Source organism: Streptomyces sp. HUAS MG91, assembly GCF_040529335.1.
Taxonomy (GTDB): Bacteria; Actinomycetota; Actinomycetes; order Streptomycetales; family Streptomycetaceae; genus Streptomyces; species Streptomyces tabacisoli.
Genome location: NZ_CP159534.1, coordinates 7,189,614 through 7,204,981, shown reverse-complemented (window position 1 = coordinate 7,204,981; position 15,368 = coordinate 7,189,614). Strand labels below are relative to the sequence as shown.

The following is a 15,368-nucleotide window of genomic DNA, read 5'->3' as shown; positions in this document are numbered from 1 at the left end:
AGTGACGTACACGGAACCGGAGTTCACCTCCTCGGACCAGGTCGTCGCCGCGTTCGGCGGGCTCGGCGCGCCGGTCGACTGTGCCGGGCTGCGCAGTCTGCCGCTGGAGGGGCCGCAGGTGCTGTGGCTCGTCGCGGGCGGGGCGCTCGACCTGTTCGCGGTGGACGTCCTGGCGCAGGGCCACTGGCACTTCCTCGGCCGTCTGGAGCCGGGCACGCTGCTGCTCGGTCCGGTCGAGGGCACCCAGCACACCCTGGTGGGGCGGCCGCTGGCGGGCTGCACGGTGCGCCGGGTGCCGCTGCGGGAGCTCCCCTACAGCGCTGACGCCTCGCAGGGCTCGTACGACATGACGTGGAGCCTGCTGGAGGAGGCGTTCGCGCTCGGGGTGGGGCGCGGGCAGCGGGTGCTGTTCGAGGCACCGCTCAACGGGCGGGACGGCCGCATGTCCGAGGACGCCGTCACCGACGAGGACGTGCTGTGGCCGCAGCTCTCCCCCGGCAGCGTGCAGTACGGCTCCGCGTACGCGGCCGACGCGGCCGCCGATCTGCTGGTGGACGGCGGTCTGTGGCAGCGCATGGTGAACCAGCAGTACCGGCTGCTTTCGACGCTCGACCGCTGGATCGAGCGGATGGAGAGCGCCCACGAGGACCGGGCGGCGGCGGGGATCCGCGCGGGCGAGGCCGTCCGCGAGCAGGCGGACCGCACGCTGCTGGCCTCCATCGGGACGCAGCGGCGCCGGGCCCGCGGCACGGAGGCCGGAGTCGACGCGACGTACGCGGCCTGCGAGGTGGTGGCCCGCGCGGCGGGCATCACGCTCGTCGACCCGGGGCGCGGCGGCGCGGTCAGCGACCGGATCGACCCGGTCGAGCAGATCGCGCTGGCGTCCCGGATCCGGACCCGCCCGGTGCGGCTCACCGGCGACTGGTGGCGGCAGGACTCGGGGCCCCTGGTCGGCTTCCGGGCCGCGTCGGGGGCGCCGGTCGCGCTGCTGTGGCGGCGCGGCGGCTACGAGGCGGTGCACCCGTCGGGCGAGCGCCGCACCCGGATCGACGAGGACAACGCCGAGGACTTCGACGAGCGGGCCGTGCTGCTCTACCGGCCGCTGCCCGAGGGGCGGTTGAGCCCCTGGCGGCTGGCCCGGTTCAGTCTGCGCGCGATGGGCGGCGATGTGCGCCGGCTGCTGCTCGCCGGTCTGGTGACGGTGGCGCTGGGCGCGCTCGTGCCGATCGCGACGGGCCAGGTCCTCGGCACCTACGTCCCGAACGCGCAGACCGATCTCGTCACCCAGGTCTCCCTCGCGGTCGTCGTCGCCGGAGTGGTGTCGGCGGCGTTCACGCTGGTGCAGAACCTGACCGTGCTGCGGGTCGAGGGCCGGGTGGAGAGCGTCCTCCAGCCGGCCGTCTGGGACCGCCTGCTGCGGCTGCCGACGCGCTTCTTCGCGGCGCGCTCCACGGGTGAGCTGGCGAGCGCGGCGATGGGCATCAGCGCGATCCGGCGGCTCCTTTCGGGGGTCGGCCCGGTGGTGGTGCAGGCGACGACGATCGGCGTGATGAACCTCGTCCTGCTCCTCGTCCACAGCGTGCCGCTCGCGCTGGCCGCACTCGGCATGCTGGCCGTGGTCGCGGCGCTCTTCCTCACCCTCGGCCTGTGGGAACTGCGCTGGCAGCGCCGCCTGGTGAAGCTCGGCAACCGGCTCAACAACCAGGCCTTCCAGACCCTGCGCGGGCTGCCGAAGCTGCGGGTGGCGGGCGCGGAGAGCTTCGCGTACGCGGCGTGGGCCGAGCAGTTCGCGCGCAGCCGGGAGCTGCAACGGCGCGCGGGCCGTATCAAGAACGTGACGACGGTCCTCAACGCCGTGTATCTGCCGCTGTGTTCGCTGCTGATGTTCATGCTGCTCGCGGGTCCCGCGCGCGGTTCGCTGTCGGCGGCGTCGTTCCTGACGTTCAACACGTCCGTGACGATGCTGCTGACGTCGGTGACCCAGCTGACCGGTGCGCTGATCTCCGCGGCGGCGGTGCTGCCGATGTACGAGCAGATCAAGCCGGTGCTCGACGCGGAGCCCGAGGTGCGCGAGGCGGCGGGCCGGCCCGGCGAGCTGACCGGGGCCCTGGAGGCGCGCGGCCTGTCCTTCCGGTACACCGACGACGGCCCGCTCGTCCTCGACGACGTGTCGCTGTCCGTGCGCGCCGGCGAGTTCGTGGCGGTGGTCGGCGAGAGCGGCTGCGGCAAGTCGACGCTGCTGCGCCTGCTGATCGGCTTCGACGCGCCCACGCACGGCAGTGTGCTCTACGACGGCCAGGACCTGACCGCGCTCGACCAGTCGGCGGTGCGGCGGCAGTGCGGGGTCGTGCTGCAGAACGCGCAGCCGCTGACCGGATCGATCCTCGACTGCATCTGCGGCGCCGAGTCGTTCACGCAGGAGGAGGCGTGGGAGGCGGCGGAGATGGCGGGGCTGGCCGACGACATCCGGCGGATGCCGATGGGGCTGCACACGCTGATCGCGGGCAGCGGCGCGGTCTCCGGCGGGCAGCGCCAGCGCCTGATGATCGCGCAGGCGCTGATCCGGCGCCCGCGCCTGCTCTTCTTCGACGAGGCGACGAGCGCGCTGGACAACGAGACGCAGCGCACGGTGATCGACAGCACCCGCAAGCTGAACGCGACGCGGATCGTCATCGCCCACCGGCTGTCGACCGTGCTGGACGCTGACCGGGTGGTCGTGATGTCCGGGGGCCGTGTCGTCCAGCAGGGCGCGCCGCAGGAGCTGTTGCGGGACGCGGGCGGGCGGCTGCACGAGCTGGTGCGGCGGCAGCTGGCGTGAGCCGGGGGGCCCGCGCCCGGCGGGTCAGCGGGGCGGGGGTGTGACCGCGGGGCGGGAGTCGAACAGCACCGCGAGGGCGACCTCGCGGTAGTGGCGGACGTGCCGCAGGGCCCGGTCGGCGGCGAGGTCCACGTCGTGCGCGGCGATGGCCTCGTAGAGCGCCCTGTGCTCCTCCCACACCGCGTGCGGGTCGTCCACCTGCTGGAGCAGCCAGCGCATCCGGCCCTCAAGCGGCTGGAGCGTGGACGCCAGCAGCGTGTTGCCCGCGATCTCCACGATGTGGTGGTGGAAGGCGTTGTTCGCGCGCGAGATGCGGTCGGCGCGGCCGCCGCGGGTGGCCTTGTCGGCGCTGGCGAGGAGCCGGCCCAGCGCGTCGATCTGGCTCTGCCCGGCACGTTCGGTGGCCCGGCGGGCGGCGACGACCTCCAGCGCCTCCCTGAGGTCGAACAGGTCGAGCACGTCCTGGAACGACAGCTGCTTGACGACGATCCTGCGGGCCGAGGCGGCCTCCAGGAAGCCCTCGCTGAGCAGCACCCTGATGGCCTCGCGCACGGGAATGCGGGAGACGCCGAACTCCTCCGCCACGTCCCGCTCCACCAGCCGGTCGCCGGGGCGCAGCCGGCCGTCGATGATCCGGTCCCTGACGCCCTCGCACACCTGGTCGCGCAGCCAGCCGGCGTCACCGGGTCCCGCAGGTGCCATGTTGCCTCCCCGTCAATTCGCGCTCACGGTATACCAACGGGTTGACGCGGGGCAGCCCCGTCCGCATGCTTTGGTATGCCATAGCGCAGAACGAGCACGTCAAGAGCTTTGCCATTTGTCCGCCGGGCCGCCTTCGCGGCCCTGCGCGGCATGCCCTTTCCGCAGCACGTCCCCTGCCGAACCGAGGGTGTGACATGTCGTCAGCCAACCCTGTCCCCGCCACCGGCGCGGGCCCGAAACCCCCGCGAACCGGTACCGCCCGGCCCACCCGCACCCGCACCCGCACCCGCACCCGCTGGAAGGTGTTCCTCCTCCTGCTGGGTGTCGTGACGCTCAACTACATCGATCGCGGCTCCGTCTCGGTCGCCCTGCCGCTGATCACCGACGACCTCCACCTGTCGAAGGAGGTCACCGGCTTCGTGCTCAGCGCCTTCTTCTGGACGTACGCGCTGATGCAGCTCCCCGCGGGCCGGCTCATCGACCGGTTCGGGCCGCGCCGGATGGTCGGCGGAGCCTGTGCCGGCTGGGGAGCGGCGACCGCGCTGACGGCCGCCGCGACCGGTGTCGGCTCACTGCTGGGCGCGCGCCTCGCGCTCGGCGCCGTCGAGGCGCCGGTGATGCCGGCCGGCGGCAAGCTCAACGCCCAGTGGCTGCCCGCCGCGGAGCGCGGGCGCGGCGCGGTCCTCATGGACGGCGGCGCCCCGCTCGGCACCGCCCTCGGCGGCGTGGCGATCTCCGGACTGATCGCCTGGACCGGCAGCTGGCGGCTCAGCTTCGTGGTGGCCGGCGCCGCGACGGTGGCCGTCGGCCTGTTCGCCCTGTGGTTCCTGCGCGACACCCCGCGCGAGCACCCCGGCGTGAACGACGCCGAGGCCGAGCACATCGAGCGGGGGCACGCCGCCGAGGACGCGCTGGCCCCCGGCGACGACCGCCCGGCCCGGCTCACCGACTACCTCGGGCACCGCTCCTTCTGGGGCATGTGCCTGGGCTGGATGGGCTTCAACGGCGTCTTCTACGGGCTGCTGACCTGGGGCCCGCTCTACCTCTCGGAGACCAAGGGCTTCGACATCAAGTCGATCGGCTGGTCCACGCTCGTCATCTTCGGCGCCGGGTTCGTCGGCGAACTCATCGGCGGCTGGCTCAGCGACCTCTGGCGGGCGCGCGGCGGTGGCGCCAACACCGTGCAGCGCACCCTGATGGGGATCGCGGGCGGGGCCGTGATGGCGGGGCTGCTCGGCGTCGTCCTCGTGCCGGACGCGACGACCGCCGTGGTGCTGCTCTCCGTCGTCCTGTTCTTCCTGCGCTGGGCGGGCCTGTACTGGGCGCTGCCGTCCACGCTGGGCGGCCGGGCCAACGCCGGTGTGGTCGGCGCCGCCATGAACCTGTCCGGCAACATCGCCGGGATCGTCACCCCGATCGCCGTCGGCTTCATCGTCGGCGGCACCGGCTCCTACACCTGGGCGCTGCTCTACTTCGTCGGCGCGGGCGCCCTGTTCACCGTCTCGTCCCTGGTCATCGACTATTCGAGGAGGCTCGCCGTCCGATGAGCGAGAACCGCCCGCTGCGCGTGGGCATGCTCACCCCGTCGTCCAACACCGCTCTGGAGCCCGTCACCTACGCGCTGCTGCGGGGCGCCGCCGGTTCCGTCACCGCGCACTTCGCCCGGGTCCCGGTGACCCGGATCGCCCTGGACGCCGGCAGCGACGCCCAGTTCGACCCCGCGCCGATGCTGGCGGCGGCCCGGCAGCTGGCCGACGCCAAGGTCGACGTCCTCGTCTGGAACGGCACCTCCGGCTCCTGGCTCGGTGTCGAGCGGGACCGGGCGCTCGCCGCCGCGCTCACCGCGGAGACCGGCGTCCCGGCGACGACGTCGACGCTCGCGCTGCTGGACGCCTGCGCCGCGTACGGCGTGACACGGCTCGGCCTCGCCCTGCCGTACACCCGCGACGTCGCCGAGGCGATCGTGGCGACGTATGCGAAGGAGGGCCTGGAGTGCGTCCTCGCCGAGCCGTTCGGCGAGGACGACAACGAGGCCTTCGCCCGGATCCCGGCCGCCGACGTGGCCGCGCAGATCGGGCGGGCCGCCACCGACGGCGCCCAGGCGGTCGCCGTGGTCTGCACGAACGTGCACGGCGCCGGCGAGACCGAACGTCTCGAACAGGCCCTGGGCATCCCGGTGTTCGACTCGGTGACGGCCACTCTGTGGCGGGCTGTCGACCTCGCGGGAGCCACGCCCTCCTGGCCGGGCCACGGCACGCTGCTGCGCGACGGCAGCCTGCGCGCCCGCGTCCAGTCGGTCCTGACGGATCTGCTGGGGGCCACCGGCGCGGACCGCACCACGTTCCGCGTCGATCTGCCGGAGCACGGCCTGCACGTCGACCTGACCGCGGGCGAGGCGCTGCGCGACGGCGTGCGCTCGATCCGCCGGGACGCCTCCCTCGACCAGCGGCGCCTGAACACCGTCGAGTGGCTGGAGGCCGAGCGCCGTCCGCTGGTCCAGCCGCACTTCCGCGCCGCCCCGCACCCGCCGCGGGCCCTCGTCGACGTGTACGGGGTGCGGGCCCAGATGCTCTCGCCCGTGCAGTGCGACGGCGCGCTCACCGGGTGGATCTCGGTGCACAGCCTGCGCGAGCGGGACTGGGGCGCCGCCGACCGGGAGGCCCTCGCCGCGGCGGCCGACCGGCTCACGGCCCACCTCGCCTGACCCACCGACACCCCGACCCTGAGGAGTGGTTCCCCATGACCAAGGACATCCGGATAGCGCTCGGCGTCGACGTGGACGCGGTCGCCGGCTGGCTCGGCAGCTACGGCGGCGAGGACTCCCCCAACGACATCCAGCGCGGCGTCTTCGCCGGTGAGATCGGCACGCCCCGCCTGCTCAAGCTGTTCGAGCGGTACGGGATCCGCACCTCGTGGTTCATCCCGGGCCACTCCGTCGAGACGTTCCCCGAGCAGACCCGGATGGTCGTCGAGGCGGGCCACGAGATCGGCGCGCACGGCTACTCGCACGAGAACCCGATCGCCATGTCACCGCAGCAGGAGGAGGACGTCCTCGCCAAGTCGGTCGAGCTGATCGAACAGTTCACGGGCCGCAGGCCGAAGGGGTATGTCGCGCCCTGGTGGGAGATGTCGGAGTCGACGGCCGCGCTGCTGCACAAGTACGGCTTCTCGTACGACCATTCGCAGAACTACCGCGACTTCACTCCCTTCTACGCCCGGGTCGGCGACTCCTGGACGAAGATCGACTACACGGCGGAGGCCAAGGACTGGATGAAGCCCCTCGTCCACGGCCACGAGGTCGACCTCGTGGAGTTCTGCGGCAACTGGTACGTCGACGACCTGCCGCCCATGATGTTCAACAAGCACAGCCACAACAGCCACGGCTATGTCTCACCGCGCGCCCTGGAGCAGGACTGGAAGGACCAGTTCGACTGGGTGCACCGGGAGCTGGACTACGCCGTCGTCCCGGTCACCCTGCACCCCGACGTCTCCGGCCGCCCGCAGGTGCTGCTGATGCTGGAGCGCTTCATCGAGTACGTGTCCGGGCACGAGGGCGTCTCCTTCGTGACGCTGGAGGACGCCGCGGACGACTTCCGCCACCGCTTCCCCTTCGAGGGCACCGAACGCCCGGCGGACATGCGCTGAGCACGCGGGGCCCGGCCCGCTACAGCCACCCGCGCTCGTCGGCCGTGCGCAGCGCCTCCATGCGGTTGCGGGTGCCCGTCTTGGCGATGACCGAGGACAGGTGGTTGCGCACGGTGCCCTCGGAGAGGAAGAGGGCCGCCGCGATGTCCGCCACCGAGCCGCCGGGGCGGGCCGCTTCCAGGACGTCCCGTTCGCGGGCCGTCAGGGGTGAGTCGCCCGCGGCGAGGGTCGCCGCGGCGAGGTCCGGGTCGACGACGCGTTCGCCACGCACGACCCGGCGGATCGCGTCGGCCAGCGCCTCCGGCGGGGCGTCCTTGACCACGAAGCCGACGGCGCCCGCCGTCATGGCCCGGCGCAGATATCCGGCCCGGCCGAACGTGGTGAGGATGACGACCCGGCACCCGGGCAGTTCCGCGGTGAGCCGCGCGGCCGCCGCGAGGCCGTCGAGGCCCGGCATCTCGATGTCGAGCAGCGCCACGTCGGGGCGGGCGGCACGGGCCGCGTCGAGGACCTTGTCGCCCCGGTCGACGGAGGCGACGACCTCGAAGTCGCTCTCCAGGTCGAGCAGCGCGGACAGGGCGCTGCGGATGAGGTCCTGGTCGTCGGCGAGCAGCAGCCTGATCACGGGGTGTCCCTCCGGGGGCGGCGTTCCGGGCCTCATGCCGCACCGTCCTCGTCCGCCGCTGGAACCGTCACCTTGAGCCGCCAGCCGCCGCTCTCGCGCGGCCCCGCCTCCACCCGGCCCCCGGCGGCGGCCACCCGCTCCCGCAGCCCGGTCAGCCCGTTGCCGGGGGCGGCCGGGGCGCCGGTGCCGTCGTCGGCGATCTCGGCGGACGTCGGCGACAGCGTCACCGTGCAGCGGGCCGCGCGGGCGTGGCGGACGACGTTGGTCAGGCCCTCGCGCACGGCCCAGCCGAAGAGTTCCTGGCGGTCCGGGGGCACCGACTCCGTCGAGGCGGGCAGCTCGGGGGTGATCCCGGCCGCCCGCAACAGCTCGCGGCCGCAGGCGAGTTCACCGGCGAGGGTCACCTCGCGGTAGCCGGTGACCGCGGCCCGTACGTCCGCGAGGGCCTGCCGGGACAGCTGCTCGACCTCGGCGATCTCGTCGACGGCGCGCGGCGATCCGGCGGTGGCCAGCTTGCGGGCGAGGCCGCTCTTGACGGTGATGACGGTGAGCGACTGGCCGAGCAGGTCGTGCAGGTCGCGGGCGATCCGGTCCCGCTCGGTGAGCTGCGCGAGCCGGGCGACCTCGGCGCGGGCCTCGACCAGCGCCCGGTTGGAGTCGGCGATCTCCGCGAACGCGGACACGGTCAGCGCGGTGAAGACGAGCGCGACCGCCTCCAGCCAGCCGGGCCCGCTGTGCCAGGGCCGCACCAGCCACGGCACGACGACGGCGGCGAGCGCCCCGCCGCCGATCAGCGCCGCCGCGTACCGCCGCCAGTGCAGCGCGGCGAACGAGATGATCACGGTGCACAGGAAGAACGCGTATTCGTGGGCGAACGGCAGGGCGGCCAGGAACAGGACGGTCAGCGGCACGAAGGCCAGTGACCGGGTCCGCTCGTTCCCGCGCGCGACGCTGATCGTCGCCAGTACGTAGGCGACACAGAACACGGCCACGACCGCGTCTCCCGCGACCCGGGCCGCTCCCGAGGAATACTGGGCGATGCCGACGGCGGTGACCGCGGGGTAGGCGAGCATGCCGGTGGCGAGCACCGTCCGCCGCCAGCCCTGGGACCAGCGCTGCGGATCGTCGCTCGCCTCCGGTGTGCCCCGCGCCTCCATGGCGGGCACGCTAACACCGTGCGCGGCCGGGCTCCGCGTCACGACGAACGGAACAGCGCGCGGGTCTCGCGGCCGTTGACCGAGACCACGACGGCGAGCAGCAGCAGCCCGCACACGCTCTGCTCCACGCGCAGCCAGACGGGGAACAGGCCGGGCAGCGCCACGATGACGGCGATGGCCACCGTCATGGCGGCGGTGACGACGCGCAGCCGGCGGAAGGCGCCGCGTGAGCCTCTGGCGGCCCGGGTGACGAAGAGCAGGGTGAGCAGGGCGCTGGCGACGACGATGACGCTGCGGGTCCACACCGCGTCGTCGACGACGCCGTGGTGGTGGCGGAGCAGGAAGACGGCGCCGAGGGTCGCGACGCTGACAGTCAGATAGCAGCCGACGAGCAGCCGGGCCGGACGGAGAACGGTGCGGTGCGCCTCGTGGGGCGGGTTCGTGGAAGTCATACCGTGATGGTCGGACCGGCGGCCCCCCGGCAGACAGTGAGCCGGTCCACGATCCACCCGTGACAATTGTCAGGGATCTCGCCGGTGCCGTGGTCAGAGGTGGTCCCCGAACTCGCTCAACACCCCCGGCGGGGCGAGGGCGTTGACGTAGTGGCCGGGCCCGTGGTCCTCGAAGGAGTACTTGAAGGGCAGGGACCGGGTCAGCGCGAGCCGGGCGGCGAGGAAAGCGAGCGGCGCCACCACCGCGAGCCCGGCGAGGCTGTCCATCTGGGCGTAGGGCGGTGCCGGGGCGCGGCACTCCACCCAGCCGTGTCCCGCGGCCCGCTCCGGCACCGTCGCGATGCGCCTCAGGCGGCGCAGCGGGTCGGCGCCGGTGAGCAGGTCACCGGGGAGCGCGACGGCCTCGACGGCGGCGTCGGCGGTGGCCGTGAACACCGCGTCGAGTCCCTGCCGGGCCCGGCGGAAGTGGAACTCCCGGCCGAAGGGGGCGTAGGGGCCGACGGGGCGGGGCGGCAGCGCGGGCACCACGTCACGGTCGTAGATGTAGCGCAGGAGCCGGTCGCGCAGCGGGTGGCCGCCGTGGCCGTCGGTGGCGCTCTCGCAGGCGGCGGCGAGCGCGGGCCCGCCGAGCATCGGCTGGCCGAAGGTGTAGACGGCGCGCAGGCAGCGGGCGACGGGGGCGTAGGCCGGTTCGTGCAGGAGGGTGACTGCCATCAGCGCGGCCATCGCGGCGCCCAGGCTGTGCCCGGTGATGTACAGCGCCTCGAGTCCGTCGCCGCGCGTGCCGTGTTCGGCGGGGTCGATGGACTCGCCGCGCACGGCTCGTTCGAGGGAGTCCAGGACGGCGTAGCGGGTGGCACGCATATTGCGGTAGAACCCGGCGTGCACCGGGTACGGACCGTGGCCGTCGCCGAGGTCGACGCGGAGCGTGTCGGGGCGTACGTCGGCGTCGGTGAGGATGCTGATGATGTCCTCGGGCTGGGTCCCCCGGTAGCAGAGGACGACGGTCCTGCGGTCGGCGTCCTGCACGAGGTACGCCGCGGACGCGATGTAGAGGGCGTCGACGCGCTGTTCGAAGGCGCGGCAGCGGTTCTTCTCCAGGCCGAGCCGGGTCGCCATGGTGGCCACCGTCGTGGCGTCGCTCTGCTGGCCGAAGCCCGCGTAGGCGTAGGCCGAGAGGGTCGCCATCACGTGCGGCAGGACGCCGCCCGGATCGGGGTGCTCCTTGTCGTCGGTCAGCCGGTGCGGCAGGTCGGGGTAGACGGGGAAACCGCCGCCGTCCGCCGCGACGAGGACCGGCTCCTTGAGGGGGCGCAGCTCCGCGAAGCCGGGGCCGTGCACGGTCGTGACCCGCATGGGACACCTCCCGGGGCGGGCTGCCGAGCACACCACCGCCGTCCCACGCCGTCAAGGTGTCGCCGACCGGCCATCGGCGGGGCCCTCGGGTGGGGCGGACGGGGGCCGGGCGGCGCACGGGGGGCCGCGCCGGTCCCGGCCGTCGGGCGGCCACCCGGGCGGCCGCTCCTGACGAGCCCGGATCCGCGGGCGCGGACGCGGGTCCAGCCTGTCGGCCGTCTTCGTCACATGGCGGGAACGGGCGCTGCGGGGCGCGCGAGGGCGCCGCTAGCGTCGCTGACCCCTCCCCGTGCGCGTACGGGAACCCGCGCAGGACGTCCGCACCTTACGACAGGGACGGCAACCGATGGCCGAGACCGAACGGTACGCACAGTACGAGCGGTACGAGGGCGGCAGCCCCGAGGCCGAGCGCCTCGTCTTCCAGCGCCTGGCCCGCGAGATCATGCGGGTCCAGGTGGCGAACCGGGAGGCGAGCGGCGCCCCGGGCCACGAGCGCGCCTTCCACGCGAAGGCGGCGCTCGGTGTGGAGAACGCCCGCCTGCGGTTCAACGACGATCTGCCGGCCGCGCTCACCGCCGGCTTCGCCCGCCCCGGCGCCGACTACCCGGCGACGGTGCGGCTTTCGAACGCCAGTGGCATGCGCGGCCCGGACAGCGCCCCCGATCTGCACGGAGTCGCCGTGCGCGTCCAGGTCACCGGCGAGGAGAGCCATGACCTGCTGGCGACGAGCTTCCCCGTGTCGCACGCCCGCGACGCCCGTGAGTTCGTGGCGTTCGCCAAGGCGATGGCCGGGGCCCGCACCCCGCTGCGCAAGGCGTACGGGCTGTTCGTGAAGCTGCCGCTCGCCGTGGGGCTCGGCACGGCCGCGCGGATGCGGCGCAATGTGCAGGCGGCGACCCGGCACACCGTCAACAGCCTGGCCCGCGAGACGTACTGGAGCCGCGGCGCGATCCTGTGGAGCGAGGCGGGGCCGGTCCGCTATCTGCTGCGCCCCTCCGTCGGCGGCGCCACCGAACCGCGCCCCGACCGCACGGACCCGGACTTCCTGCACAAGGAGCTGGCGCGGCGGCTGGAGCGCGACGACGTCTCCTTCGACCTGTGCGTGCAACGGTACGTCGACGAGCGCAGGACCCCGGTCGAGGACGGGTCGGTGGAGTGGAAGGAGGCCGTGTCGCCGCCGGTTCCGGTGGCGCGGCTGACGATCCCGCGGCAGGACGTCACGACGGCCGAGGCGCGGTCGGCGGCCCGCCGGATCGAGGAGCTGGCCTTCAACCCCTGGTTCACCACCGAGGAGTTCCGGCCGCTCGGCAATCTGAACCGGGCCCGCAAGGTCGCCTACGAGGCGAGCGCGGCGCAGCGCGGCGGCACCCGCTTCACGACCGAGGAACCGCTGCGCAACCAGGTGCTCGACGTGCCCGTCGGGCTCGCCTTCCGGATCCTGAACCGCGTCGTGCCGTGGCACAAACTCCCGCTGGACGCGGGCCTGTTGAACCTGGTGTTCCTGCGCAAGACGCTGCGCCGGTTCAACCTCATCGACACCGATGTGCAGGAGGCCCCGCCGAAGGCGGCGGCGGTGCCGGTCCCGGTCGACGAGCGGCTGCGGACGGCACGCTCGTACGACGGGACGTACAACGATCTCTCGGCGCCGGCGATGGGCGCGGTCGGCGCGGCGTTCGGCCGCAATCTGAAGCCCGTGTACCGGCCCGACCTCTTCGACACCCCGAACCCGGTGACGGTGAGCCGCCGGCTGCTCGCCCGGGAGAGCTTCGTCCCGGCGACGAGCCTCAACATCCTGGCGGCGGCCTGGATCCAGTTCCAGGTGCACGACTGGGTGAACCACCGGCGGTACAAGGAGGGCGGCAGGACCGTCGAGGTACCGCTGCCCCCGGGCGGCGGCACCTGGGCCAACCAGCCGAACGGGCCCGAGGAGAACGTGATGCGGTTCGCCGAGAACGAGGGCATCGAGCTGCCGGGCGACCGGCCGCCGGTCCTCTTCGGCAACACCGCCTCGCACTGGTGGGACGGCTCCGAGGTGTACGGCGGCGACGAGCGCACGGCCCGCTCGCTGCGCGAACCCGACGGCGGGGCACGGCTGTTGCTCGAAGGAGGTCACATCCCGATCGACCGTACGGGCATCCCGCTCGCCGGGTTCAAGGACAACTGGTGGATGGGGCTCAGCGCGATGCACACGCTGTTCGCGCGCGAGCACAACACGGTGTGCGACGCGCTGCGCGCCGAGTACCCGTCGATGAGCGAGGAGCGGATCTACCACACGGCACGGCTCGTGGTGTCCGCGCTCATCGCGAAGATCCATACGGTGGAGTGGACGCCGGCGATCCTCGCGACGAAGACCATCGACATCGGCCTGCACACGAACTGGCAGGGCCCGCCGCGCAACTGGCTCAACCAGCTCGGCCTGTGGCTGCTCGAGGCGCACGCGCTGACCGGCATCCCGAAGACGATGCCGGACCACCACGGGGCGCCGTACTCGCTCACCGAGGACTTCGTCACGGTCTACCGGATGCACCCGCTGATCCCGGACGACTACGAACTGCGCGAGTACCACTTCGGGCAGCGCCTGGAGACGGTCGGCTTCCACGACATCCAGGGGGCGGCGGCCGAGAGCCAGATCCGCAAGACGGGCCTGGCGAACACGCTGTACTCGTTCGGCATCGCGAATCCGGGCGCGATCACGCTGCACAACTACCCGGACGCGCTGCGGCACTTCCAGCGCGACGGGGAGATCATCGACCTGTCGGTGGTCGACCTGGTGCGCACCCGGCGCCGTGGCGTGCCGCGCTACAACGACTTCCGCGCGGGGCTGCACAAGGAGCGCGTGCGCCGCTTCGAGGACCTGACGCGGGACCCGGAGACGCTGTCCCGCCTCAAGGACGTGTACCGCGACGTCGACGAGATCGACACGGTCGTCGGCCTGTTCGCGGAGAACCCGCCGACCGGTTTCGGCTTCTCCGACACCGCCTTCCGGGTCTTCATCCTGATGGCGACGCGGCGGCTGCAGAGCGACCGCTTCCTCACCGTGGACTACCGCCCGGAGATCTACACGCCGCTGGGCATCGACTGGGTGGAGAAGAGCGGCATGAAGTCGGTCGTGCTGCGGCACTGCCCGGAGCTGGCGGGCCTGCTGCCGCGCGAGGCGAGCGCGTTCGCTCCCTGGCGGCCGGTGCCGCCGGTCGAGAACGGGGCTGCGCATGAGGGCGGCTGACGGTCCGTCGGCGGGCCACCGGGGTCTCGACGACCTGCTCGCCCGCCCGTTCCTGGAGACGGTCTGGCGGCGCCGCACGCACCGTGTCCCGCGCGGTGCTTCGGTGCCGGCCGGTTCGATGAGCTACCGCTCGGCGCACGTGCCGGAGCCGCTGAGCGAGCTGGAGGAGGCGGTGCTGATCGCGGTCACCGGCTCCACGGGGCTGACGATGCCGGACCGTCCCTTCGAGGACCCGCGCGACGGCAAGCCCCTCATGGCCAAGCCCAATCTGACGATGACGGGCCGCACCGCCGGCAGCCCCGACAACGCGCAGGGCACGTACTTCTTCCTCATCAACGACAGCGGTACGTACTTCCTGCGCAGGCTGCCGCCGGCGCCGCACGAGCCGTTCGACGCCGCGACGCTCCTCGCCCGTGCCCGGCGGACGAAGGTGAAGCTCCTCGACCACCGGCTCGACGTCGCCGAGGGACTGCGCGACTTCCCGGCCTATCTGGACTCCAACCGCTTCCTGTCCAACCTGCCCGGGACGACGGTCCTCTTCCCGGTGGTCGACCTGTCCCACCAGTACATCAACGCCCTGATGTACCTGCTCACCCAGCCCGACGGGGCCCGCCCGGTCCTCGTCGACGACCGGAATCTGTACCGTCCGGCAGGGGTGAGGAAATGGATCGGCAACGGCTTCCTGAACAAGGACCTGAAGCTGCCGCTCGGCGCGCTCGGCCCGATGCGCACCCAGATCGAGGCGGACCTGCTGCTGCAGACGGTCATGCTGACGGCCGAGGCGATGGGCCTGGGCGCCTGGATCCACGCCTCGCTCAACCCGCAGATCGCACTCGGCGACCCGAAGTTCCGCAAGGTGTACGGGCGGATGCTCGGGTTCACCTTCGTGACCCCGCGCTGGCGGCTCGCCGATCTGTGGCGCTGGCACGTACCGCTGCCGAAGTACCAGAACCTGCGCTCGCACCCGGTGGGCCTGACGGACCCCGCGACGGGCGCACCGCTGATCGCCGCGGCCTGCCCGCCCACCCACGCCTCCATGGCGGAGGCGGTGGACGCGGTCGTCGCGGCGAAGTTCGGCGCCGGCGGCACCTACGCGGACAAGGACGTCTTCACCCGGATCTACAAGGACGACTACGGGCAGCGCTATCTCGCCGAGGCCAGTGAGTACGACGAGCGTGTCGTCGACTGTGCCCGGGACATCTGTACGTACATCCTGGCCACGCACCGCCGCTTCCCGGCGCACACGGACGCCGTCCACGTGCCCGGGATCTGGCTTCAGGCGCACCATGTGGAGGGCGAGTACTACGAGCGGTTCTTCACCCACGGTCTGACCGATGCGCACCGCGCCCACGACACGCTGTGGGACGGCGAGCCCGACCGATGAGTCGAG

11 protein-coding genes are annotated in these 15,368 nt (G+C 73.0%); 6 read left to right on the top strand and 5 right to left on the bottom strand.

The features are described from left to right. Position 1 precedes the first annotated feature (1 nt). Positions 2-2,818, top strand: coding sequence for an NHLP bacteriocin export ABC transporter permease/ATPase subunit (locus ABII15_RS32560; protein WP_353945860.1), 2,817 nt, complete (start codon positions 2-4; stop codon positions 2,816-2,818). Positions 2,819-2,842: 24 nt separating this feature from the next. On the opposite strand, the gene ABII15_RS32555 is transcribed toward ABII15_RS32560, so the two are convergent. Further along, a complete protein-coding gene (locus ABII15_RS32555) occupies positions 2,843-3,520 on the bottom strand; it encodes a GntR family transcriptional regulator (RefSeq protein ID WP_353945859.1) in 678 nt (225 codons plus the stop codon). Positions 3,521-3,714: 194 nt separating this feature from the next. Here ABII15_RS32555 and ABII15_RS32550 point away from each other — a divergent pair, with 194 nt between their 5' ends. From ABII15_RS32550 to ABII15_RS32540, 3 genes are read left to right on the top strand one after another with little or no spacing between them, the layout of a single operon-like run. After that, on the top strand, positions 3,715-5,067 hold the full coding sequence (locus ABII15_RS32550; RefSeq protein ID WP_353945858.1) for an MFS transporter: 1,353 nt from the start codon (positions 3,715-3,717) through the stop codon (positions 5,065-5,067). Beyond that, positions 5,064-6,224: a GAF domain-containing protein gene (locus tag ABII15_RS32545; protein ID WP_353945857.1), complete on the top strand. Its 1,161-nt coding sequence runs from the start codon at positions 5,064-5,066 to the stop codon at positions 6,222-6,224. The genes ABII15_RS32550 and ABII15_RS32545 overlap by 4 nt, the downstream gene beginning before the upstream one ends. Positions 6,225-6,259: 35 nt before the next feature. Next, positions 6,260-7,165, top strand: a complete 906-nt coding sequence (locus ABII15_RS32540; protein WP_353945856.1) for a polysaccharide deacetylase — start codon at positions 6,260-6,262, stop codon at positions 7,163-7,165. 19 nt (positions 7,166-7,184) lie between these two features. On the opposite strand, the gene ABII15_RS32535 is transcribed toward ABII15_RS32540, so the two are convergent. The 4 genes from ABII15_RS32535 to ABII15_RS32520 all read right to left on the bottom strand — a co-directional run bounded on the left by ABII15_RS32535 (position 7,185) and on the right by ABII15_RS32520 (position 10,755). Further along, positions 7,185-7,826 (bottom strand): response regulator transcription factor, encoded by a 642-nt coding sequence (locus ABII15_RS32535; protein ID WP_353945855.1) that lies wholly within the window; start codon positions 7,824-7,826, stop codon positions 7,185-7,187. Continuing rightward, positions 7,823-8,947, bottom strand: a complete 1,125-nt coding sequence (locus ABII15_RS32530; protein ID WP_353947272.1) for a sensor histidine kinase — start codon at positions 8,945-8,947, stop codon at positions 7,823-7,825. The genes ABII15_RS32535 and ABII15_RS32530 overlap by 4 nt, the downstream gene beginning before the upstream one ends. A 38-nt stretch (positions 8,948-8,985) precedes the next feature. Continuing rightward, positions 8,986-9,399: a hypothetical protein gene (locus ABII15_RS32525; RefSeq protein WP_353945854.1), complete on the bottom strand. Its 414-nt coding sequence runs from the start codon at positions 9,397-9,399 to the stop codon at positions 8,986-8,988. A 93-nt stretch (positions 9,400-9,492) separates the two neighbouring features. After that, the gene (locus ABII15_RS32520; RefSeq protein ID WP_353945853.1) at positions 9,493-10,755 is read right to left on the bottom strand and encodes a hypothetical protein; all 1,263 of its coding nucleotides are present in this window, start codon (positions 10,753-10,755) and stop codon (positions 9,493-9,495) included. A gap of 346 nt (positions 10,756-11,101) precedes the next feature. On the opposite strand from ABII15_RS32520, the gene ABII15_RS32515 reads away from it, so the two are divergent. Together ABII15_RS32515 and ABII15_RS32510 are read left to right on the top strand one after the other, a co-directional pair. Further along, complete coding sequence (locus ABII15_RS32515) at positions 11,102-13,978, top strand: peroxidase family protein (RefSeq protein ID WP_353945852.1); 2,877 nt, start codon at positions 11,102-11,104, stop codon at positions 13,976-13,978. Next, the gene (locus tag ABII15_RS32510; RefSeq protein WP_353945851.1) at positions 13,965-15,362 is read left to right on the top strand and encodes a hypothetical protein; all 1,398 of its coding nucleotides are present in this window, start codon (positions 13,965-13,967) and stop codon (positions 15,360-15,362) included. Before ABII15_RS32515 ends, ABII15_RS32510 begins: the two co-directional genes overlap by 14 nt. Positions 15,363-15,368: the final 6 nt, after the last annotated feature.

Bases quoted from the DNA above. Each gene is read 5' to 3' on its own strand.
- ABII15_RS32545 (WP_353945857.1), top strand. From the start codon at position 5,064: ATGAGCGAGAACCGCCCGCTGCGCGTGGGCATGCTCACCCCGTCGTCC.
- ABII15_RS32520 (WP_353945853.1), bottom strand. From the start codon at position 10,755: ATGCGGGTCACGACCGTGCACGGCCCCGGCTTCGCGGAGCTGCGCCCC.
- ABII15_RS32515 (WP_353945852.1), top strand. From the start codon at position 11,102: ATGGCCGAGACCGAACGGTACGCACAGTACGAGCGGTACGAGGGCGGC.
- ABII15_RS32510 (WP_353945851.1), top strand. From the start codon at position 13,965: ATGAGGGCGGCTGACGGTCCGTCGGCGGGCCACCGGGGTCTCGACGAC.
- ABII15_RS32535 (WP_353945855.1), bottom strand. From the start codon at position 7,826: ATGAGGCCCGGAACGCCGCCCCCGGAGGGACACCCCGTGATCAGGCTG.
- ABII15_RS32530 (WP_353947272.1), bottom strand. From the start codon at position 8,947: ATGGAGGCGCGGGGCACACCGGAGGCGAGCGACGATCCGCAGCGCTGG.
- ABII15_RS32550 (WP_353945858.1), top strand. From the start codon at position 3,715: ATGTCGTCAGCCAACCCTGTCCCCGCCACCGGCGCGGGCCCGAAACCC.
- ABII15_RS32555 (WP_353945859.1), bottom strand. From the start codon at position 3,520: ATGGCACCTGCGGGACCCGGTGACGCCGGCTGGCTGCGCGACCAGGTG.
- ABII15_RS32540 (WP_353945856.1), top strand. From the start codon at position 6,260: ATGACCAAGGACATCCGGATAGCGCTCGGCGTCGACGTGGACGCGGTC.
- ABII15_RS32525 (WP_353945854.1), bottom strand. From the start codon at position 9,399: ATGACTTCCACGAACCCGCCCCACGAGGCGCACCGCACCGTTCTCCGT.